Consider the following 20,583-nt stretch of genomic DNA (forward strand, 5'->3'; position numbering starts at 1 on the left):
ATGAGATGTGCTACTTATATATGTTTCACCTCGTCATTTACTTTAGTGAGATGAAACTTTTTGACGATTTTCACTTGTCGTTAATTGCTTTAATGTTAAGATAATGTTTTCTTCTACGTTTTCATCACACGCAATCGCTTCTGATGCATATGGTGCTAATTGTTCGTGGTGACCAATCATGACTGAATGAGCAGCATGTTGAAACATCGTGATATCATTCGCATCATTGCCAAATGCGACATAGCCTCCTTCGATCAGTCCCAGCTTTTGGAGAGCGGTCCACTTATCAACGTTTGATGGACTCATATCTAGTACATTCTCAGCGTGATGTCGATGCATCACAATATCGAGCTTGGACGCTTCTTTCGCGAATGCTTCCATATCTGTCGCACTTAAAAGCAGTACTTTTACAATCGACCCTAGTGCATGTACATCCACCATGTTTGCAAGTAAGGCTGGGTCAACATTTTGTAAGATAGGGTGAGAAGCATCGCCTGTATACGAATAGTTCCACTCCCCATCAATTAAATACGTAGCTTCATAAACATGAATCAAACGCAACAGCTCTTCTACTTGTTCAGGTGAAAACGAAACTGATTCTAGCAACTTTCCTTGTTTTGAAAGAAGGGAGCCATTTCCACCAATCATGGTAACGTGCTGAAGACTGTCATCGATCACAGGAAGCATATCCCGAATGGGTCTTGCAGATGCAAAAATGACTTCGTGTCCTTGTGTTTCAAGCTCTTTCAATGCTTCAACGATTTTTTTCGTTAATGGCTTTCCTTTAAAACAAATCGTTCCATCTAAATCAAATACAACCTTCACACTGTCCACCTCTCACCTTTTCCGAGGAACTGTTTTCTCTATCCCCTTAATTCTAATTCCCATTGTCTACCACTCATTATACAACAAGCTCTCTTTTCATTCACCAAAAGAAAAAACATTTCCTACAATCTTTAAACTTACTGAATCATGCAAAAAAAGTATCCAAAAAGGGCACCATTCTCCCTTCTAAGATACCTCTTCCCCTTATGCTTCTTCTTTTAACAACTGATTTACGCTCACCCAATAAGAAGAACAGCCGATGCTTGATAAATACAGACAATCGACAAATGATGACGAAGTTCGGGTGGTCACTGTGACATTCTACGCCCAAACATCAAAAATTCACGATACACAGTAAAACGAAACTCGGGATAGCGTTCATACAGGTCGACAAATCCGCTTGAAACGACAAGTGTAAACCGTCCTTTTTCAATGCCCATCATGTATTTCCCTTCAATCGCTTCATACGGCTGTACAGTCCACTGTGCACCTTCGTTATGTGCGATAACAGCTTCTCCTAGGTACACCCCTAAACAGAGTTCAAATTCTTGTTTTGTTGTATTAAAAACAGAGAATCGGTCTATTTCGACTAAGTCGTAATATAATAATTCCAATACTTGTATACTTTCAGCTGAATAGTCCATGTTGAACTCTTCAACTTGTTCACTGACTTTAGTTAATGTCGCAAGTGCCTCTTGACGAATGTCATAATAACGAACGTTTGCTTCAAATTGATTGTCACATGTTAACATCGTATCAGCTATTTGTTGATCGTACTTATTGAATGATTCCATCTTGATCACCTCTCCATGTGAATGGTCATTCTTGTCTGTCAAAAGTATAACACTCACTTATTGAGACGACCACCCATTTACAGTCATTATACAAATAAGTTAAATTTTTACAATAAATGAGGAATGGTTATGGATATCGAAGGGATTAGATATTTTGTGGCAGTGATTATATTTGTAATGAGTACTTTTGCGATACTCTTTTTACTCGTTTATTTATCTACTTCAAAGAAAAAGCAACAACCTACTTCTATTGAACAAAAGCTTGATCGAATCATTGAACTACTTGAAAAACAGGAAAAAGAACGGTAAAAAGGTCGTGTCCTTGAAGCTTTTCATTGCTTCTTCTGACACGACCTTCTTGTTTATCTACTCATTTCGTCAGGCAGCTTTTGAATCGAGGTAACAACTAAATCGAGCTTCGACTCAATGCGATGCAATAGATAAAGTGTCACCACAACCGGAAAGCCAACATCTTGAATGAACGAAAACCATTCCACCATCTCACCCTCTCCTTTCATCAAAAAACCCCTCGTACCAGCTGGCTAGAGGGGTTCTAGATTCCTTACACTAATTCAATATCTGTCACTTGACGCTCGGTAATACGAGCTCCTCGTTTTTCAACGAGTGGACCACCGGTTGTGACGAACACGTTATTTGCGATAATTGCATCCATCGCGGCTTGAACATCAGTTGCCTCAAGTGGATTTTTTACATTGTTGATGGAAACACTGGCCGCTTTTTGTTCTTGGTTCACAAACTGAAGCGTTAATGTTTTGGTTAACATTCGTTCTCCTCCTTATTTGATTACTTGTAAATACGATACGTGATAACTTCTTCAATCGCATCAAGCGGCTTCGTTTGAAGACTTGCGATTGCTTCTGCTGTTGCAGTTAACTCTTCTGCTGTTGCATCTTGACGTACGTTGTTGAATGTTTTCGTTTTGAAGATTGGACTGCCATCTACTTTCATTCCATCTTCAAACACTAGTCTAAATTGACTGTTATCTTGTACTTTCGTTGCCATGTGATCACCCTCCTTTCACTCTATATATAGAAATGAAAATAGGAAAAGAGGGTGGTAGATGAAACTTTTTTTCTGTTTTATAATAAAAAAGGATGTTACATAGAGAAAGAGGATTTTACGATGAAAAAGTGGATCATTTGTTTACTGATACTGTTTGTCCTTCCGCACGCGGTGTTTTCAGAAGATAACAGAAGCACAATTGATACACAAAAAAGCGGAGACTATTTTTACACCGTGTATAAACATCATGACGAACGGATGTATCATTATGCGTGGGATGTGGGGATCTCACCTTCTAACACCAAAAGTGAAATTAGTGAAACAAAATTAAACAACGAAGCACTTCAACTTTTTCGTCATACAGTGAATGACATTTCATCCATTAAGCAGCGACTTATGATGGTTGGGGTGTATTTCGTTCTTTTGACAATGATATGGATTTATGTAAAAAAAACGCGAAAAAACCGCTACATACGTGGCATTGTCACGATCTTCTCAACCGCTACCATTGCATACCTCGCTCATAATTCAATCATTTTGTACACAAAAACGAAACACGCGAATTCGCTGTTTCATTTACTTTAAAACAAAGCCGAGTACTCAAAAAGAGCACTCGGCTTTGTTTACTTTATTACTGACGATTCTTCTACCCCTTGAACGTCGTCATCAATCATTTGTTCATTCATTTGCCGCTTCTGTTCTAGATGATAATAAGCAGCTCCTGTTCCTCCTAGACCAATTAATGCTACGACGATTAGAAGGATGGAGGTGACTTTTTTCATGAATCTTCTCCCCTTGTTTTCCCCATGATTGCCACACTACGTTAAACATTGTCCTCATTTTATCATATCTTCCTCAAATGTCATCCACATTTTTACTTATTTTCACCTAAAAGTTGGTGAATAAAAAAACGAATCCCATCCGTTTGAGATAATCCAAACGCATGAATAACAGAGTCGAAGTAGGCTAACAATGCGCCTGGTCGCTTCGTTTCAACTTGTGTTGAGACAAACGACTTATTAAATCGGTATTTATTTTTGTCTGAAAAAACGAGTCCGTCACTTTGTAAAAACGAGACAAAAGGCTCATGATGAAAATAAAGCACGTCATTTCGCACATTTTCCAAATCAATCACCACAATCATCTCGTCACATTCTGCTTTTAGACCGGTAATACAATCAAAATACTCACCAAAACAACTTAATAGAGCAGTTAAAAACAACTGACCGTCAATGTATTGAAATTGTTCAAAAATCTTCTCATCTACATAATTAGGAACAGACTGTTTTAACACACGCTTCACTTTATCTACTTCATCTACATATGGAATCGGAATATGAAATTTTGCAGATCCGTTAAAAAACTGCTCCCACGCAATCGTCTTATCGTATGAATCAATCATTTCATTATTCCTGAAAATAATCGAATCCGCAGAATGAGAAGCTTTTAAAAACGGCAAATTGGCCCGCACTTGTACCCCGTCCTCTAACTCATATGCTTTCATTTCCAGTGACTTTGTTAAAATATGCTGCTTTAACATATCAGTGTTCATTTGCTGCAGCAAATCTAAATCATAAAGCGGAATGATGTAAATGTTGCACATGCCATAATGCACATAATTTTTTCCATGCATCGGCCATTTTCGGTTATAAATCGATAACTCTTTCGTACAAAACTCTTCTAATTTATACATGCGGTCTTCTGATTTTTGATACAAGCGATCTAGATGATAGCGATCTTCAATTTCGGTGACAGGTGACGAACCGCTGCCAACACGCCGATAAATTTTCCCATATGAAATATACGGAGGATTATTTCCTTCTGGAATCCAAATGACTAGTACACCTTGATTCGGGTCATCATCTGTCGCTAAAAAGCGAGTAACGATGCGTGGAACAGGGTTGGTCACATCTTTTAACATATTGTTGATAAATAGTTCATAGTCCTTCCGCTCAATGAGATGAACTTTCTTTTCATCTTCATCAATGCCAAAGATGAGCCACCCACCCATTTCATTCGCAAACGATGCGATGATATTAGGAATTTTACGACGTACAGTTGAGCTAATTTCTCGTTTGAATTCAAGCTGATAGCCTTCTTCTGTGTCATTTTCAATCATAGCTTCTACATCTTTAAATTTAATTTCAAAAATCGTCTTCTTTCGCCCACTTCTCGTCACAAATGGTGAATAAAACGATTCAATCATTCCATTCCTCCCCCTGTTCCCTTTCTCTACCCGTTCATATTGATCGGCTATGTAAATTGCCGGTCCAGTCCGGCTCATCGTCTCACTTCCCATTATCATCACCACAGCTTTTTTTCATCTGTAGTTATATATATGACCAAGCTTTTAAAACATGCGAAAAGAGGTTAGACAGAAGTGACCAAAGCGAAAAAAGAACGTGTACATGCAACAACCCTTGCCTCTTTATCCATTGATACGACTGGATTTTATCGGCAAGGGTGTCATGAGCTAAGTCAACTAGTTGCTTTATCTTCGAACGTAGCTCTTCTCTCTATCTCCCGTACGTTTTCACGCCATTCTCTTTCATCACATTGACAACCATTTTCCCAATTTGTCTCCCTAATCGTAAACCTTCATCGTTATCGACTTTAAAATGAACACCCGCATACAACCTCGAAATAGCAGCTTGTTCCATGTTCATTCGCATTTGTTGTTTTTGTTGCGGAAACAAATATCCTATGATTTCTTCTGAACAACCTGCAATGGTCGCGTGAGCTGAAGGATAACCAGGAAATCTCGGTGTAAACAGGACCGTTTGTAAAGGAACACCGTATTGATTCGGACGAGCTACATCCCATAAATATTTTAAATACCACGTCATGACACACGTATCATGAACAGCGGAATGATAATAAGCAAGCATTCGTGCAATGTCTGGAGAGCCAAGTCGATAAGCCCCTCCTAACCGATAAATCGTCGTTGTCACTTTTTCAGTCAGCTCTCCTGTTCCCCAATACGTGGCGATTTGCGCTTGTTGTGGATTAGACGTTAAAAGCGTTCGCTGTACCATTGTCATCTCTTCGTTCCAATTGATTTCATTCGGATCTTTAATTGCCCATTGAATTGGTCTTCCAAAAGGATCGGTAAATTCATTCATTCCTTTCCTTTTTAGAAAAAACAACTCCCAACTTCCTGCTTCTGCTAATCCGACTGGCGGCACTTGTTCCCCTTGATACGGATACGCTGACCATTTTCGATACGGTGTTCGCATCATTTCTCCCCCTTTTATCTCTGTACAATTTGTTCACCTCTAACAAACACACGCTTACTGTACATTCACTTTTTCAGCTTCCCAATACATTTCACTAAACACATCAGCCAGTGCTTTTGCAGAATTCGTTAACTCTTCCATGTTGTTATCAACCCCACCCATTTCGACTAAGATGGCGTTCGGTGATAAGTCTTGGTTATACACGCCATTTCGACCACTTGTCTTTGGTTGAGAAAAAACACCGCGGCTTAAACCAGGATATTTTGCTTCAAGTCGCTCATGTAGGTCTTTTACGAGTTGCAAGTTTTGTTCATAATTTTTATTTCCTTCTCCTAATACGAATACGGTTTTCGCATAGGACTTTCCATTGACTGTTGCGGTTGTTTTGTCTTTACGTAGTGAATCACGATGAATGTCAATAAAGTACGTTAAGTGTTGATTTTGCTGCATCGCAGAAGCGACAATTTCCCTAGACATCATATACGACTTTGGTGCTTTCCACTTTCTCTCTCCAAGCTTTTGCGTCATATTTGTCTTGTCCACTGTTGATCCAATTCCACGCGCTTCTAATTCTTTTCCAAGAATATCACCGACGAGCGTAATGTTGGTTTTATTATCCACCGCTTTATTGGCGTTCGCTTCCCCTTCCATTCCTAAAAGAGGCAAATATGATTCCCAACTATGGGTGTGATAAAGGTAGACGACTTTTCTTTCTCCTGTTGTCATCGTTGGTGGAGGCGCATTTTCTCGACTTTTTTCATTTTCTTCATAGGTTTCAACTTCTTTTTTAGCAAGTTCACGTTCTTCTAAAATGGTTTCAAGTGGCGGAGACGATTCTTGAGGAATGTTGGTGTAATCGGTCCCTTCACCCGCGATGATGATATTGGTATCAAACTTTCGAAACCCTGGTAACTCTGAACCTAACAAACTTCGAACATCACGAGCTCGTATATTTGTCGCAAGCTCTAGTGCGACAGACGAAAACGGAACAGGTTGAAAGTCGGATTCGAGCGCTTGTGCAAAATGATGGTTTTCTTGGGTAATTAAATAAAACAAACTTTGTGCTTTATAGTTGGATAGTGTTTGATAAATAATAGAAGATCGAAACTGATCTTTAAAAGCAGAATAACTGACAACAGCAATGGCTGAAGACATCATAAAGACGACCACAACCGAAATGATTAACGCGCGCGATGTAACAACGAAAAACCCACCTTTATGAGGGTGTTGCTTATTTCTTTTCATAACAGGACCTCCTGCAAGATCTCATTCTATCAACAAAACGTTCTACTAGTTTTCATGTTCATGTCTCTATTAGTCTATGTGTCAAACTCCTCATTATGATAGAAAGCGTAAAAACTTGATAGAAAGTTTTTAACAAGATTTGTATAATAAAGAAAAGACAATTTGCGGAGGTTTTATGTTTAAACAACTATTTAAAAAGACAACACCTGAAGAGAAGTTTTGGAAATGGTTTGAAAAGAATGCTCATAAGTACTATGAGTTAGATGAACGAAAATACGAGCCGTTGCTTTTTAATTTAGGTCTACACCTTTCAAAAGTACACATGGACTTAACCTTTGAATTGAGTGTCGATTTGATAGATGGAAAACGCGAATTTATTATTAGCGCAGATGGGATGCTTGATGCGTTTCCTCATGTGATTCAACTTGTAGAAGAAGCTCCACCTCTCCCTCATTTTGACATCATCGCGTTTCGTCAGCGTCATCCAGACGATTATGAAGTCAAACATGGAGACATTGCACTGACAGTGGATGACATGTATTTTCACTCCACAAATGGAGCGGAAGAGGAAACCATTGATCTTACCGTGTACATAAAAGGCTATACTGAAGAAGAGGAAGGCTACATTGGTACCGCTTTTCTTATGCTCGACTCACTCCTTGGTGAATACGATGTGGCCACACGATTAGGAGAAATTGACTTTCAACCTTACAAAAGTCAACTAAACGCTCGACCGATTAAAGAATTACGCGACCTTGTTGATTCGTTAAAATAATTATAAAAAAAAGACGATCTCACCTGTAAAATGAACCCTTTATAAAGGACATTTCACGTGAGACTGTCTCTTTTTAAATACTAACCATCTTCAAATACTGTTAAACTAGATCGATTTCTTATCTTACACTTCTATAATAATCGGTAAAATCATCGGTCTTCGCTTCGTGTGCGTGTACACGTATTGATTGACTGAACGCTTGACGTTTTGTTTGATTTCGTTCCATTCCCGTCTGTGTCCGACTAACTCCATGTCATTCACAGTGCTTGTGATGAGTTTCGTCATATTCTTAAGCAATACTTCCGACTCTTTTACGTATACAAAGCCACGCGTCACAAGGTCTGGTGTCGAGATTAACTTCTTTTCCGCTTTACTCATCGTTAAAATAATGACAAGCATGCCATCTTCTGCTAATTGCTTTCGATCTTTTAAAATAATCTCGCCTACATCTCCTACTCCAACACCATCTACATACGTATTCCCTGCTTGTATATTTCGTGTTTGACGAGCTTCTCCATCTTCAAGATCAACGACATCGCCATTTTTTAAAATAAACATGTTCTTTTCTTCAACACCTACAGATTCCGCTAACAAACAATGATGATGAAGCATGCGATATTCACCGTGAATGGGAATAAAGTAAGTCGGCTTTATGAGCGACAACATCAACTTTAAATCTTCTTGATACCCATGTCCTGATACGTGCATACTCGTTGAACTACCCGTGCCATAAATGACATTTGCTCCTAATGCAAACATGTTATCAACGATACGAGATACGCTTCGTTCGTTTCCTGGAATCGGTCCAGCTGCTAAAATGACAGTGTCACCTCGGTACACCTCCACTCCTCGGTACGTGCCATTTGATAGACGTGCAAGTGCTGCTAGTGGCTCACCTTGACTTCCTGTACATAAAATCGCAACTTTTTTAGAATCTAATTCATTGATTTGCTCTGCGCTAATGAGCATCGCTTTTGGAACATGTAAGTAGCCTCTTTCAATCGCGACGTCCACGACGTTCACCATGCTTCTTCCAAGCAATGCAAGCTTTCTTCTTGTCGCTTTACATGCATCAATGACTTGTTGCACCCGGTTTACATTTGAAGCAAATGTGGACACAATGACTTTTCCTTTTGCTTTTTTAAACGCTTCTACCATATGCTCACCGACAATTCGTTCAGATGGCGTAAAGCCAGGTCGCTCGGCATTTGTACTTTCTGATAAAAGCAACTGCACTCCTTCTTCTCCGAGGTGAGCAATTTTATGTAAATCTGCATATTCATTATTCATTGGCGTTAAATCAAATTTAAAGTCGCCCGTATGTACAATCGTTCCTTGCGATGTTTTAAATGCGATGCCTAAACAATCTGGAATACTGTGATTTACTTTAAAAAAGTCTACTTCCATATCGGTAAACGTAAGGTGAGAATCAGAGTGAATATCAAACAGTTCCGTCTCACCCAATAGCTTATGTTCCTCTAACTTTAATTCAATTAAGCCAAGCGTAAATCGAGTCGCATACACGGGAACATTGACCTTTTTTAAAAAATAGGCAATTCCTCCAATGTGATCTTCATGACCATGTGTCACAATGAGCGCTTTTACTTTTTCTTTGTGTTTCTCTAAATACGTCACATCAGGAATAATTAAATCAATTCCTAACAAACTTTCATCAGGAAACTTATTTCCACAGTCAATGACGAGAATATCATGCTCACTTTCAATGACATACATGTTTTTTCCCACTTCATTTAACCCGCCGAGCGCAAAAACGGATAATTGACTCAAACCAACTCCTCCTTCTATTACTAAATGGTTCTCTTAGTATTGTCAGTTCGCTACGTTCTTATAAAAACCCTTCTAACAGTCGCTTATGCATCCAAATCGCCGCTTGTAACCCAGCGATACCTCCTCCAATAATGATACATTCTACTGATTTCATCACGTTCCCTCACTTTCCTCTTTATGTAGCCTTTGCACGATGTTTCGTTTCTATGAAAAAATCCAGCGTTGAGTAAGGACCTCTTTTAGAAATCAGTGTGACCGATTTAGTGAAACGCAGCTATATTTTTTCGACAATAAGTCACACTAAAGAAAGAAAAAATAATAATGGAAAGGAGGACTCGCCATGTCAAAGAAGAAGAATACACCTTCAACAGAAGTGGATCAAAAGAAACTCGTGGATGATAAAGCAGCCGAAATGCGCAGCAACAATTATGAAGATGATCATGTACGTAACGTGACAATTAACGGTGCCAATGGGCAATAATAACGAAGAGGTGCTACAACAGCACCTCTTTCCTCTTGACTCCATATGGTAAAATAGGAAGATGAAACTAACATAATCTGACTTTCTTAATATGGAGTGACCCTTATTGCAAAAGTTTTTACGTATTTTACTTTATTCGATAATTATTGGGCCTTGGCTCTTTTTTACAATTGTGATGATGCCAGAAATCCCACTTTTTAAACCTTATGACACCGAAGCATTCAAATGGATTTTTACATTACCGATTCTCATTTATATCCTCGTTGTTGATGAAGAAGGATCTGTGATCTTGATGTCATTCCTTGGTGGTCTCCTTTTCTTTTTAGGATTCGTTGTGGCATTTGTATAAAAGAGCTTGGACATAAATCGCGACAGTTAGGATCCATCATTGACTGAAAGACTTATGTCCTATCCTCACTTTTTATATCGACTAACTGACTCTCTGCGTATTCATATACTTCTACTTGTACTTCTTCAATGGATTCGTCTAAAAGCTCACCTGTCACTTTGCTTCCAGGAAGATTTTTTGAGACGGTAAGACCTAGAAACGAACGTTCACACACCCAAATCGGAACCGTATGCAAATCAATGAGCTCACCGCCTTCCTCACTAATTCCGATACTAATAAAAGACGAATAACCAGGTTGAAACGGATCAAAACCCTCTCGTTCGAATGAGGTTTCAAACGTCAAATGAACTTGATTGAATCGAGCTTCGTATTCATTGTTTAGTCGTTCTAATAAAGCTTCGATTTGCTTTTCTTTCTCCTGAATGGCTTGTTGTAGGTGACTTGTAAACTCTTTTTGCCCAAATTTCACAAAGCCTCACTCCTCAGTTTGTACACTTTGAGAATACCTTCAAAAAGATGTTCTTTCTGTACATCATTTTTTCTCTAGACGAGTATCTTTGATTAGCTCTATTGTCATTCAAAACTCATTCCCTATGAACCCACAAATTTCCTTTTGTGCTATACTAACCTTTGAGGTGACTAAATATGGAAATGGAAACAAGCACAACCGCACGTTCGTTTAATTGGCTCATCTTTACTGCACTTTTATTGCTTAGTATTGTAACTGCATGTGTCACGATGGTTGATTTACTCACAATGACTGAAGCGGACTACGGATCAGATGGTCCTCAATCGCGTGCCGAGTTTCGTTGGGGATCGTTACACACTACCCTTCTCATCATCCTCGTACCTCTTACACTTTGGCTCGTTAAATGTTGGAAGAAACTACACGTATTTAGTATTCCTCTTGCCATCATCCTTCTCGGTTTTTACTATTGTCTGTTTTTCTTGACCTTTACAGTAGGCTGGGTCGGCATGCAAGGGATGCTTGGATTAGCGATTGCCTTTGTAATCGGAGGGTTATTACTTTTGATTTATTTCATTCGTTTTGTTTCAGAACGGTTTAGTGTAAAAAAGTAAGAACTCACTGAACAAGTTCGTTCCATTGCGCTCGAGCCACTCGCTTTCCGCGGAGAGGAACCTGAGCCTCCTCGTGCCTGAGGGGTCTCAGCCTTTCCTCTATTTCCCGCAGCAGTCGAGTGTCCTACGCTCCATTCTACTATTCTTTTAAAGTTATTTTCCGAACCATCAAAAGTATATAACTCACGATAATTCAGATATATTACTAACTGAAAAACTTATATCTGAGCCTCTTCGTTTAATTTTTATAGTAATTCACGTTTTCTCTTCAACAACTCCGCATACTTGGCTTCTAGTTGCTCTTTCTCTCGCCCGCTCACAACAAGTGATAGCTTACTAATCGTCTCGGTTAACTCCATCTCCACTGCGAGTAACTGTGCTTCTTGTTGCTGCTTAGATTGGGATGCTTCTTTCGATTGATCAACCGCTCGTAACGTGGCTTTTTTGTTATCCATTTCAATAATATGAGTGGCTAATTCTTTCACAAAATAACGGTCATGCGTCACAAATACAATCGTACCGGGATATGCCTTTAGCACTTCTTGCAGGGCTTCTTTTGTATGCAAATCCAAATAGTTAGTAGGCTCATCAAGAAGTAACACGTTATAATCTCCTAAAAACACTTTCGCTAACGCCGTTTTCACACGCTCTCCTCCGCTTAACATGCACACCTTTTTATGCACATCTTCTCGCTTAAACAAAAGCCGTGATAAAACCGTTCGAATAAATGTTTCGGTATAACGACTACTTTTCTGTACATTTTCTAAAATCGACTTTTCTTCATCGAGGTTTTTAAGCTGTTGATGAAAATAGCCCATTTTCGCTGGCTTCGCAACGGTGATGTTTTCATGACTTTGATGGATCATGTTCAACAATGTTGACTTTCCGACACCATTTGGACCGATAATCGCCACTTTCGAACCTGGCTTAACGGACCCATTTAACTGTTCAAATAAAACGCGCTCACCGATTGTCGCTTCAACATGTTCAAATGTCATGACTCGTTTACTGTAAATGTGGCGAAACGATTGTAAATCAAACACAATGTTTTCTTGTTCTTTCGGCTTTTCTTTTTTCTCAAGCTTTTCAATTCGCGTTTCAATCGCTTTAACACCACGATCTAGCTTCGCTTTTTTTGTACCAACACTTCGTTTATGAAGTCTTGCCTCTGAATTTCCCATTCGACTCGGTGCTTTTTTCAACGATTTTGACTTTTCGCTCCGTTCAGAAGCAGCTTGTTCTAATCGCTGCTTTTCTTTTACATATTGCTCATACTCAAACAACTGTCGCTCTTTTACATGTTCTTTCTGCTCAACATAATCTCGGTAATTGCCTTCATACACGCGAAGTTCACCATCTTCTAGTTCCCAAATGGACGTGCATAGTTGCGTTAAAAACTGTTGATCATGCGAAATGATGAGAACCGCTCCTTTAAAAGCGGTTAACTCTCGCTCTAATTGCTCGATCCCTTGTACATCAAGATGACTCGTTGGCTCATCGGCTACAATCACATTTGCACCTGACGATAGCGCGGCTGCAATTTTTTGACGCGTCATTTCTCCGCCACTCCATGCATCATGCCCTTCTTTTGGCACATCCCACTTCGATTTCATTTTCCCCGTTACATGCTCTTTCTCTCCCACTTCTAGTTGCGGGATATAAGCTAATTGTCCAGCGACTTGAATCGTTCCGGTATCAGGTTGTACGTCACCCACTAACATGCGCAACAGCGTTGATTTTCCTTCACCATTTTTCCCAACAATCCCAATTCGCTCTCCGTTATATACGTTTAGTTGATTCACTTTCACAATAAGACGATCGCCATAACTTTTTTCAATTTTATTTACTTCTATCAACATAAAAAAGCCTCCCTAGCTTTCTAGAGAGGATGACTGATGCTTTTTTAGGTGCTAAAAAGATGCCTAGGTCCATGAAAAGAGACCGAGGACATACGTATTCCGTTTAAAGAGAAAGCACTTAAAAATGAACAGACGAATCCTATCTAGAAATCATTATTTTTAAACATTCAATTTAAAATAATGGTTATAAAAATAGGATTAAAACTTCATTGGCTTAAGTACCTTTCCCTTCCTGTAAGATAATGTTAGTATATGTGAAACACATTCAGTTTGTCAACCACACATTTACACACCTTCTCTATTTTCTTACATACTTATAAGTAAACAATGACTCTGTTGAGGTGAAAACAAGTGCCAGAAATGAAGACAAACAATTCTCATAAACAAAAAGGAGAAGACATTGAGACGGTACGACGCAGTTTAGAGAAGCGTGTAGAGCTAGCCGTTTGGATTCCAGCAGTAGGGCAAGCACTTGAAGCAACTTCTTTATCTCAATTGCTTACATTAGAAGATGAACGAGGACAAAACGAACAAGATGTAGTAACAGGAGTATGGGTTCAAACCATTGGACAATTTATCGAAGCTATCGGAGTTTCGCAAGAATTATCCACTGATATACAAGCACTTATTTTTCAAGGTCAGCAACTAGCGATTACAGGTAACGCCCTCTCATCAGCAGGTGCGGCACTTGAAGCGATTGCTAGTAAACGCATTCTCATTGATGAAATTCAAAGCGGAACAACAAAATTTATCCCATAACAAAGAGGCTCATTAATCGGTAGTAACCTCCAATTTATGAGCCTCTCTTTTTATTTAAAAGAGTACATTCTTCTCCACTTCTTTTAATCCGTAAAAATACCCTTTTCGTGCCATAAGCTCGTCAAATGAACCGACTTCGATGACTTTTCCTTCGTTCATCACAACGATTTGATCCATTTGTTCAAGACCCGTTAAGCGATGACTCACTAAAATGAGTGTATCGTCTTTTGCTCGAGTGAACATTTCCTCATACACGTTACGTTCTGCTAACACATCGACTGAAGACGTTGGTTCATCGAGTAACCATAATGAACGTTGACGCAACAACGTACGCGCAATGGCAAGCTTTTGCTTTTCTCCACCTGATAAATTTTCTCCTTTTTCATACACAGCGTCATGTAATGCTTTGTTTAACCCAACGACTTTCAATGCGTTGTTCATCTCGTCATCTGTCGCATTTTCTTTCGCTAGTAACAGATTATCGCGAATCGTGCCATAAAAGAAATGGTTTTCTTGCAGGACAACGTTGCTTCTTGCCCACAAACTTTCAGCGTTCACTTTCTTCATCGACAAACCGTTTATCGTGATGTCTCCATCATTAACTGGATACATGTTCATCACAAGTTGTAATAGCGTTGACTTTCCTGAACCAGATGGACCGACAATGGCCGTTTTCGACCCAGCCGGAAATGAAACCGATACATCTTGAAGTGTAGGTCGTACCCCATCAAATGAAAATGACACACCTTTCACATCAATCGTCACAGACTCTCCTTCGATGTCAAGTAGCTTCTCCTCTTTTACAGGTGGATCGTTCACAACTGAAAACAAGCGTGCCGACGCCCTGCGACTGTCTTCAACGTATACAGGAAAAGCCGCCATTGGAATGGAAAATTCAAATACGTTTAACGAAATCATAACAAGCATCGCTAGATACAAACCATCTAAACGCCCAACGACTACCTCATACGCACCAACCGCAAGTACAGCGCAACTAACAAGCATTGCAACTGCCATATTGAACGACTGTGTTTGATTCGCACGATTTTCTTTTTGGACTTGTTCCTCCACATACACATCGGATAATTGACGCAGCTTTTCTGCTTTTTCATCCAGTCGTCCATAAATCTTCAAATCGCGAAATCCATATAACAACTCCGTCACATCGGATGACAGTATATTTCGGTTACTCTGCACGGAATCTTCCACTCGCTTTTGCTTCAAAGCGAAAAACAACGGCAAGATAAATCCCGTCACAAGCATCCCAATCAACAACGTAAGGGCAATCGATACAGAGTAGAACGTTGTAACGAAAATGGTGCTTAAAAACACGAGCAAAAACACAACAGGTGGATAAAATACACGTAAAAAGAAGTTCTGCAAGCTTTCAACGTCACCCACAATTCTTGATAGCAAGTCACCACTTCGGTACTTGTGTAAAATACGTGGTGTTAACGGCTCTAGCTTTTCAAAAAAGGAAACGCGAATGTTTCCTAAAATCGTAAACGTTCCACGATGCGAAACTAGTCGTTCTCCGTAACGGCTAAGCGCTCGCGAAATTCCAATCAGCTTTAAAAGAGCCAGCATGACAGTCAACGTATAAAGTGGCGGTAAAAGAGCCGCTTTGGAAATCAGGTAGCCACTTGAAGCAAACAGCGCAACGCCAAGCACTCCTGCTAAAAAGCCAAATAAAGTGGTTAGCCAAATATCCTTTTTCTCACTCCACATTAAACGAACAATTTGTGCTAAATCCCTCATTTTACCGCCTCCCCTCGATGTACTGTGACCATGTCTTTGTATGATTGGACTTGTTTCATTAATTCATCATGCGTGCCATTGGCAACCACTTCTCCGTCTTGAAGAAAATAAATCGTATCGGCATTACGAATCGTATGCAAGCGATGAGCAACTGTAACAACCGTTGCGCGCTTTCCTAGTTCGTTAATCGACGTTTGAAGCACTTGTTCCGTATATAAATCAAGCCCTGTTGTTGGTTCGTCAAATAAAATAAACGTCGGCTTTTTCAAGAATGCGCGTGCTAATGCAAGACGTTGCTTCTCACCACCTGATAACCCGCGGCCTCCTTCACCAATGACCGTTTCATAGCCAAACTGTAACGATTCAATCATTGACGAGAGCCCCGCTTGTTCCGCTGCTGCTTGAATCTCTTTAAGCGTTGCGTTCTCACGACTACCAATGGCAATGTTTTCTGCGATCGTCCCTGCAAAAATGTACGGATGTTGAGAGATATAACTAATTTGATCAAACCAGCTTTTCTCTTCGTAATGAGCACGTGATTTCCCATTTATGATTACGTCGCCTAATGATGGTTGCAATAAGCCAGCAAGCACATGAAGTAACGTCGTTTTCCCAGCTCCGTTCGGTCCGACAATCGCTACTTTTTCATACGGCTCAATCGTTGCATTCACCTTGTGTAATGAAAATGAAGCTTCGCCATACGTAAATGTCACATCACGTAATTTCACTGTTAGCGGTACTGACTGTACATTGTTTTCGCCCCATTGAACGTTTGCTTCTTCTTTTTCAAGCTCTTCTATGACACTTTTCGCCGCACCCATACTACCACGTCCAGCATGAAACGCACTTCCAAACTCTTTTAACGATAAATAAAAATCAGGTACTAAAATTAAAATGAAGAATGCTGAAAAAAACGTGACGTTTTCAAAAATGACAATTTGCAATCCTAACTCAAATGCCACAAGACCGATACTAAGCATTGAAATAAATTCAAGCGACAATGCCGATAAAAAAGCGACCTTTAACACTTGCATCGTCGCATCTCGAAACCCAAAACTGCTTCGTGCAATTTCATTCTTTTGCTGACGCACACGGCCGAATAACTTTAACGTCACAAGCCCTTGTAACACATCTAAAAAGTGACCAGAAAATGTCGCCATTTTCTCAAGCTGTTCTTCTGACTTTTGTTTCGTTTTCATTCCGACAAGTGCCATAAACAATGGAATGAATGGAGCTGTAATTAATAAAATCAACCCTGAATACACGTGCTGTGTAAACACAGCGATTACAATAAAGAGAGGAATAAACGTCGTCTGAATCATTTGTGGAATGTAGACACTAAAGTACGGATCCATCTCATCGACTGCATCCATCACCGTATTCACTTTTCGGCCTGTTTGTCCACTTAATGACGCTTGAATCGGATTGTGAGTCATCTTTTTAACAAGTGCCATGCGCATGTTCCGCTTAACTGTTGCCGCTAATGAAATACCTGCTTTTCGTCCTCCATACATCGCCAACACGCGTATAAAGGATACGACAAGCAAATAAACAATCGACGGCGTCACTTCTTCAAACGATGCATTTTTTAAAAAGACACCATCTACCACTTTGACAAAGAAATACGCTTGGGCCACCATTGTTGAACCCGTTAACGCCGCGTATAACATGAGAAGTCGTATGCTCTTTTTCTGTTCAAACGCCATTTGCTTCAGTTGTTTCATCTTAATCCCCTCTTTTTAGTGAAAAAGCGCTCGCGTTACCGAGCACTTTTACGTTCATTTTTCATACGGGTTCTTTCCTTTAGCTCCCCACACAAACAGTCCAACTACTGTTAATACCAGAATAAGAACAGGAGCGACCATAATTAAAAATGTATCCACTTCGTTCCCTCCTATCTCTTTCCTTCGACGTATTCATTATCAAATAAAAACAAGCGTAGTAACAAATAAAGAGATGGTACTAATAACAGTAACCCTGCTATAAACGCAATGACGAGTGCTATTGCCATCGTTTCATTGGTAAAGCTATTGTAAATTGTTACATACGGATAAAGAACATACGGCAAATGAGCTGCTCCGTATCCAAAGAATGCTGTGGCGAACTGAAGCATCACGAGAATAAACGACATCCCTAAATGTTTCTTTTTCCAAATGAGATACACCGCTCCAAGGAAAAAGAGGAATGATAAAACAAACAGCCACGATAAATCAATCATTTTACTAAAATGATCATCGTTGTGACGACTCATCGCCACAAATACAAGAAAACTTGCGAGTATCGTTGGTCCACTCCAAAACAACGCATACGTTCGCAACAAATCGAATGCTCCTTTGTCTTTCGCTTTATGTGCATAAAACGTTAAGAAACATGCTGAAATGTAAAGCACACTTACAATCGCAAGGAGAACAACGGCCCAGGCATAAAAACTTGTAAACAAGTCACCGTAATTCAAGCTGACATTGTCGCCATTTACCGTAATGTAGCCTCCTTCAGAGATGGTTAACACAACCGATAGCGACGCAGGAATAAGCAACCCTGTTGCACCGTATAAAAATTGATACCAACTGCTTTCTTTATGTCCATAATGATGAAACGCATAATACGAACCACGAAGTGCAATTAAAATAATGGCAATGCTACCTGGCACTAAAAGCGCCGTTCCGTAGTAGTACGCAAGTGATGGGAAGAATCCAACTAACCCAACGTAAAAGAAAATTAAAAATACGTTCGTGACTTCCCAAACAGGTGACAAGTAACGGTTAATCACTTTTTTCACAATCGGACCTCGACCAGTTAACGTCGTGTAATAGTTGAAAAAGCCAGCTCCAAAATCGATGGACGCTACGATGAGATAGCCGTATAAAAACGTCCATAATACGGTAATACCAAGCAATTCATAATTCATGTAACGCCCCTCCTATTCAATCCCTCGTTTTTCTAATTCACGCTCAACTGGATTTTCCTTAAACGTACGACGCAGCACCACAACTGCTGATACCGCTAAAATGATGTAAAGAACAATAAACAAGTAAAGCATAAGATCAACGTGACTAGATGTTGTCGCACCTTCTGCCGTTGTCATGTAGCCACGTAAAATCCACGGTTGTCTTCCTTCTTCGGTAAAGAACCACCCTGCTTCAATCGCTAACATCGCAAGTGGACCACTGCTTACAATGAGCCATAAAAGCGGCTTGTTTAGCTCGTTCCATTTTTTACGCCATTTCATGACCACATAAATGAATGAAATAAGCGCAAGGAACATCCCAATCGCAACCATTAAATCAAACAAATAATGCACAATGAGCGGTGGCCATTCTTCTTTCGGAAACTCTTCAAGACCAATCACTTCCGCATCTGGTGTACCGTGCGCAAGAATACTTAATGCATACGGAATTTCAAGCGCGTATTTCACTTCATTGTTTTCATCTAAAATACCACCTAGAATCAGTGACGCTTCTTCGACTGTTTCAAAGTGCCATTCAGCTGCTGCTAGCTTTTCAGGTTGATATTTTGCAAGATACTTACCTGATAAATCTCCAATAAGTGCTGTACTGATTGCACAAACAAAGGCAACGACCATTGACAAGTGAAGCGCCTTTTTATGATACACATGAGTACGACCACGTAAAATCATAAAGGCCGCAATAGCAGCGAGCACACAAGCGGATGTTAAATAAGCTGATGACAAGACGTGTGCCATTTTTGTTGGTGTCGCTGGGTTAAACATCGCCATAATAGGATTAATACCTGTCAACACACCATTTTCAAGGTTAAATCCAAGCGGTGCATTCATAAACCCATTCACCGTTGTAATGAAAAATCCTGACATCGTCGCTCCTAATGCAACTGGAATTAACAATAATAAATGAATCATTTTGTTTTTAAAACGATCCCACGTGTACAAGTAAATCCCAAGGAAAATCGCTTCAAAGAAAAACGCAAACGTTTCTAAAAATAGTGGCAAACTAATCGTTTGACCCGCTACTTGCATAAAGTTTGGCCACAGTAAGCTCAATTGCAATGCAATCGCTGTTCCTGTTACGACTCCGACTGCTACGGTAATAATGTACCCACGCGCCCAACGTCTCGCTAGCAAGTGGTAATGTTCATCATTTCGTCGAATCCCAATCCACTCTGCTAATGCGATAAGGAGCGGAACCCCTACTCCTAGCGTTGAGAAAATGGTATGAAATGCTAATGTTAACCCTGTTAAAATTCGACTATATAAGACCGGATCATACTCAAACAAGGCGATTCCTCCTTTACATTTATGTAGCTCTCCTAGATACACTTCTTCCTTTGATTTCCACTCTTTCTTTTTGTTCAAACGTTTGTTAGTTTGTGAAATAATTCACATGCTTATGTGTAATGACTGGAGATTAATTACTTACGCACAGTATAAAAAAGAAAAAGCTCCTTTTCCATAGTCTTGACTCATTTGTAAAAGATTGTTCACATTTTCACAATCTTTTCTTTTTATGAAGCTTTCTCGCTTGACTTTCGCTTCTTCTACTTCTAAAATATTCCGCTTACATACACTTGCTTATCTAATGAAGTGAACGATCTGTGAACATACTTCCTTTCTTGATAGGACAACCATCTGAGTTA

The 20,583-nt window shown here is 39.7% G+C and carries 24 protein-coding genes; 7 read left to right on the plus strand and 17 right to left on the minus strand.

Annotation, left to right across the window (positions count from 1 at the left end; genetic code table 11):
- Window positions 1–42: 42 nt before the first annotated feature.
- Together DIS06_RS04605 and DIS06_RS04610 are read right to left on the minus strand one after the other, a co-directional pair.
- Complete coding sequence (locus tag DIS06_RS04605; protein WP_110112068.1) at window positions 43–825, minus strand: HAD-IIB family hydrolase; 783 nt, start codon at window positions 823–825, stop codon at window positions 43–45.
- A gap of 308 nt (window positions 826–1,133) precedes the next feature.
- Window positions 1,134–1,619, minus strand: coding sequence for a hypothetical protein (locus tag DIS06_RS04610; protein ID WP_110112069.1), 486 nt, complete (start codon window positions 1,617–1,619; stop codon window positions 1,134–1,136).
- Between the two features lie 129 nt (window positions 1,620–1,748).
- Here DIS06_RS04610 and DIS06_RS04615 point away from each other — a divergent pair, with 129 nt between their 5' ends.
- Complete coding sequence (locus tag DIS06_RS04615) at window positions 1,749–1,928, plus strand: DUF4083 family protein (RefSeq protein WP_110112070.1); 180 nt, start codon at window positions 1,749–1,751, stop codon at window positions 1,926–1,928.
- A gap of 53 nt (window positions 1,929–1,981) precedes the next feature.
- On the opposite strand, the gene DIS06_RS04620 is transcribed toward DIS06_RS04615, so the two are convergent.
- From DIS06_RS04620 to DIS06_RS04630, 3 genes are all read right to left on the minus strand, one after another.
- On the minus strand, window positions 1,982–2,119 hold the full coding sequence (locus DIS06_RS04620) for a YvrJ family protein (RefSeq protein ID WP_110112421.1): 138 nt from the start codon (window positions 2,117–2,119) through the stop codon (window positions 1,982–1,984).
- A gap of 62 nt (window positions 2,120–2,181) precedes the next feature.
- The gene (locus DIS06_RS04625; RefSeq protein WP_110112071.1) at window positions 2,182–2,403 is read right to left on the minus strand and encodes a DUF2922 domain-containing protein; all 222 of its coding nucleotides are present in this window, start codon (window positions 2,401–2,403) and stop codon (window positions 2,182–2,184) included.
- A gap of 20 nt (window positions 2,404–2,423) precedes the next feature.
- The gene (locus DIS06_RS04630) at window positions 2,424–2,642 is read right to left on the minus strand and encodes a DUF1659 domain-containing protein (RefSeq protein WP_110112072.1); all 219 of its coding nucleotides are present in this window, start codon (window positions 2,640–2,642) and stop codon (window positions 2,424–2,426) included.
- Between the two features lie 120 nt (window positions 2,643–2,762).
- On the opposite strand from DIS06_RS04630, the gene DIS06_RS04635 reads away from it, so the two are divergent.
- Window positions 2,763–3,227 carry a hypothetical protein gene (locus DIS06_RS04635; RefSeq protein WP_110112073.1) on the plus strand — a complete coding sequence of 155 codons (465 nt, stop codon included), beginning with the start codon at window positions 2,763–2,765 and terminating at the stop codon, window positions 3,225–3,227.
- Between the two features lie 38 nt (window positions 3,228–3,265).
- Here DIS06_RS04635 and DIS06_RS20055 read toward each other — a convergent pair whose 3' ends face one another.
- From DIS06_RS20055 to spoIIP, 4 genes are all read right to left on the minus strand, one after another.
- Window positions 3,266–3,424, minus strand: a complete 159-nt coding sequence (locus tag DIS06_RS20055; RefSeq protein WP_162595875.1) for a hypothetical protein — start codon at window positions 3,422–3,424, stop codon at window positions 3,266–3,268.
- 92 nt (window positions 3,425–3,516) lie between these two features.
- Window positions 3,517–4,848, minus strand: coding sequence for an AlbA family DNA-binding domain-containing protein (locus DIS06_RS04640; protein ID WP_110112074.1), 1,332 nt, complete (start codon window positions 4,846–4,848; stop codon window positions 3,517–3,519).
- Between the two features lie 310 nt (window positions 4,849–5,158).
- A complete protein-coding gene (locus tag DIS06_RS04645) occupies window positions 5,159–5,878 on the minus strand; it encodes a vanadium-dependent haloperoxidase (protein ID WP_110112075.1) in 720 nt (239 codons plus the stop codon).
- Window positions 5,879–5,932: 54 nt separating this feature from the next.
- A complete protein-coding gene (spoIIP, locus tag DIS06_RS04650) occupies window positions 5,933–7,123 on the minus strand; it encodes a stage II sporulation protein P (protein WP_110112076.1) in 1,191 nt (396 codons plus the stop codon).
- A 175-nt stretch (window positions 7,124–7,298) separates the two neighbouring features.
- Between spoIIP and DIS06_RS04655 the strand changes: the two genes are divergently transcribed.
- Window positions 7,299–7,898, plus strand: a complete 600-nt coding sequence (locus DIS06_RS04655) for a hypothetical protein (RefSeq protein ID WP_110112077.1) — start codon at window positions 7,299–7,301, stop codon at window positions 7,896–7,898.
- 123 nt (window positions 7,899–8,021) lie between these two features.
- Here DIS06_RS04655 and DIS06_RS04660 read toward each other — a convergent pair whose 3' ends face one another.
- A complete protein-coding gene (locus DIS06_RS04660; protein WP_275425416.1) occupies window positions 8,022–9,686 on the minus strand; it encodes a ribonuclease J in 1,665 nt (554 codons plus the stop codon).
- Window positions 9,687–10,026: 340 nt separating this feature from the next.
- On the opposite strand from DIS06_RS04660, the gene DIS06_RS20325 reads away from it, so the two are divergent.
- Window positions 10,027–10,167, plus strand: coding sequence for a hypothetical protein (locus DIS06_RS20325; RefSeq protein WP_204166751.1), 141 nt, complete (start codon window positions 10,027–10,029; stop codon window positions 10,165–10,167).
- 106 nt (window positions 10,168–10,273) lie between these two features.
- The gene (locus DIS06_RS04665) at window positions 10,274–10,516 is read left to right on the plus strand and encodes a hypothetical protein (RefSeq protein ID WP_110112078.1); all 243 of its coding nucleotides are present in this window, start codon (window positions 10,274–10,276) and stop codon (window positions 10,514–10,516) included.
- Between the two features lie 52 nt (window positions 10,517–10,568).
- On the opposite strand, the gene DIS06_RS04670 is transcribed toward DIS06_RS04665, so the two are convergent.
- Window positions 10,569–10,985 carry a hypothetical protein gene (locus tag DIS06_RS04670; protein ID WP_110112079.1) on the minus strand — a complete coding sequence of 139 codons (417 nt, stop codon included), beginning with the start codon at window positions 10,983–10,985 and terminating at the stop codon, window positions 10,569–10,571.
- Window positions 10,986–11,161: 176 nt separating this feature from the next.
- On the opposite strand from DIS06_RS04670, the gene DIS06_RS04675 reads away from it, so the two are divergent.
- Entirely contained in the window at window positions 11,162–11,596 is a 435-nt protein-coding gene (locus tag DIS06_RS04675) for an RND transporter (RefSeq protein WP_110112080.1), read from the plus strand.
- Window positions 11,597–11,841: 245 nt separating this feature from the next.
- Here the strand turns inward: DIS06_RS04675 and abc-f are convergent, their stop codons facing one another.
- Window positions 11,842–13,455, minus strand: a complete 1,614-nt coding sequence (gene abc-f / locus DIS06_RS04680; RefSeq protein ID WP_110112081.1) for a ribosomal protection-like ABC-F family protein — start codon at window positions 13,453–13,455, stop codon at window positions 11,842–11,844.
- A 351-nt stretch (window positions 13,456–13,806) separates the two neighbouring features.
- Between abc-f and DIS06_RS04685 the strand changes: the two genes are divergently transcribed.
- Window positions 13,807–14,214: a hypothetical protein gene (locus tag DIS06_RS04685; RefSeq protein ID WP_110112082.1), complete on the plus strand. Its 408-nt coding sequence runs from the start codon at window positions 13,807–13,809 to the stop codon at window positions 14,212–14,214.
- A 54-nt stretch (window positions 14,215–14,268) separates the two neighbouring features.
- Here the strand turns inward: DIS06_RS04685 and cydC are convergent, their stop codons facing one another.
- From cydC to DIS06_RS04705, 5 genes are read right to left on the minus strand one after another with little or no spacing between them, the layout of a single operon-like run.
- Window positions 14,269–15,972, minus strand: coding sequence for a thiol reductant ABC exporter subunit CydC (cydC, locus tag DIS06_RS04690; protein WP_110112083.1), 1,704 nt, complete (start codon window positions 15,970–15,972; stop codon window positions 14,269–14,271).
- Entirely contained in the window at window positions 15,969–17,696 is a 1,728-nt protein-coding gene (gene cydD, locus DIS06_RS04695; protein WP_110112084.1) for a thiol reductant ABC exporter subunit CydD, read from the minus strand. The genes cydC and cydD overlap by 4 nt, the downstream gene beginning before the upstream one ends.
- 54 nt (window positions 17,697–17,750) lie before the next feature.
- Window positions 17,751–17,855 (minus strand): cytochrome bd oxidase small subunit CydS family protein, encoded by a 105-nt coding sequence (gene cydS / locus DIS06_RS20895; protein ID WP_378912981.1) that lies wholly within the window; start codon window positions 17,853–17,855, stop codon window positions 17,751–17,753.
- Window positions 17,856–17,866: 11 nt separating this feature from the next.
- Complete coding sequence (locus DIS06_RS04700; RefSeq protein ID WP_110112085.1) at window positions 17,867–18,880, minus strand: cytochrome d ubiquinol oxidase subunit II; 1,014 nt, start codon at window positions 18,878–18,880, stop codon at window positions 17,867–17,869.
- A 12-nt stretch (window positions 18,881–18,892) separates the two neighbouring features.
- Window positions 18,893–20,224 carry a cytochrome ubiquinol oxidase subunit I gene (locus DIS06_RS04705; protein ID WP_110112086.1) on the minus strand — a complete coding sequence of 444 codons (1,332 nt, stop codon included), beginning with the start codon at window positions 20,222–20,224 and terminating at the stop codon, window positions 18,893–18,895.
- Between the last annotated feature and the right edge of the window lie 359 nt (window positions 20,225–20,583).

This window comes from Bacillus sp. CGMCC 1.16541 (assembly GCF_003184905.1).
Lineage (GTDB): Bacteria > Bacillota > Bacilli > Bacillales > Bacillaceae_H > Priestia.

Excerpts from the sequence above, each read along its gene's own strand:
- DIS06_RS04640 (WP_110112074.1), bottom strand. The coding sequence starts at position 4,848 with ATGATTGAATCGTTTTATTCACCATTTGTGACGAGAAGTGGGCGAAAG.
- spoIIP (WP_110112076.1), bottom strand. The coding sequence starts at position 7,123 with ATGAAAAGAAATAAGCAACACCCTCATAAAGGTGGGTTTTTCGTTGTT.
- DIS06_RS04700 (WP_110112085.1), bottom strand. The coding sequence starts at position 18,880 with ATGAATTATGAATTGCTTGGTATTACCGTATTATGGACGTTTTTATAC.
- cydD (WP_110112084.1), bottom strand. The coding sequence starts at position 17,696 with ATGAAACAACTGAAGCAAATGGCGTTTGAACAGAAAAAGAGCATACGA.
- DIS06_RS04645 (WP_110112075.1), bottom strand. The coding sequence starts at position 5,878 with ATGCGAACACCGTATCGAAAATGGTCAGCGTATCCGTATCAAGGGGAA.
- DIS06_RS04610 (WP_110112069.1), bottom strand. The coding sequence starts at position 1,619 with ATGGAATCATTCAATAAGTACGATCAACAAATAGCTGATACGATGTTA.
- abc-f (WP_110112081.1), bottom strand. The coding sequence starts at position 13,455 with ATGTTGATAGAAGTAAATAAAATTGAAAAAAGTTATGGCGATCGTCTT.
- DIS06_RS04635 (WP_110112073.1), top strand. The coding sequence starts at position 2,763 with ATGAAAAAGTGGATCATTTGTTTACTGATACTGTTTGTCCTTCCGCAC.
- DIS06_RS20055 (WP_162595875.1), bottom strand. The coding sequence starts at position 3,424 with ATGAAAAAAGTCACCTCCATCCTTCTAATCGTCGTAGCATTAATTGGT.
- DIS06_RS04675 (WP_110112080.1), top strand. The coding sequence starts at position 11,162 with ATGGAAATGGAAACAAGCACAACCGCACGTTCGTTTAATTGGCTCATC.
- DIS06_RS04620 (WP_110112421.1), bottom strand. The coding sequence starts at position 2,119 with ATGGTGGAATGGTTTTCGTTCATTCAAGATGTTGGCTTTCCGGTTGTG.
- cydC (WP_110112083.1), bottom strand. The coding sequence starts at position 15,972 with ATGAGGGATTTAGCACAAATTGTTCGTTTAATGTGGAGTGAGAAAAAG.
- DIS06_RS04615 (WP_110112070.1), top strand. The coding sequence starts at position 1,749 with ATGGATATCGAAGGGATTAGATATTTTGTGGCAGTGATTATATTTGTA.
- DIS06_RS04655 (WP_110112077.1), top strand. The coding sequence starts at position 7,299 with ATGTTTAAACAACTATTTAAAAAGACAACACCTGAAGAGAAGTTTTGG.
- DIS06_RS20325 (WP_204166751.1), top strand. The coding sequence starts at position 10,027 with ATGTCAAAGAAGAAGAATACACCTTCAACAGAAGTGGATCAAAAGAAA.
- DIS06_RS04630 (WP_110112072.1), bottom strand. The coding sequence starts at position 2,642 with ATGGCAACGAAAGTACAAGATAACAGTCAATTTAGACTAGTGTTTGAA.
- DIS06_RS04625 (WP_110112071.1), bottom strand. The coding sequence starts at position 2,403 with ATGTTAACCAAAACATTAACGCTTCAGTTTGTGAACCAAGAACAAAAA.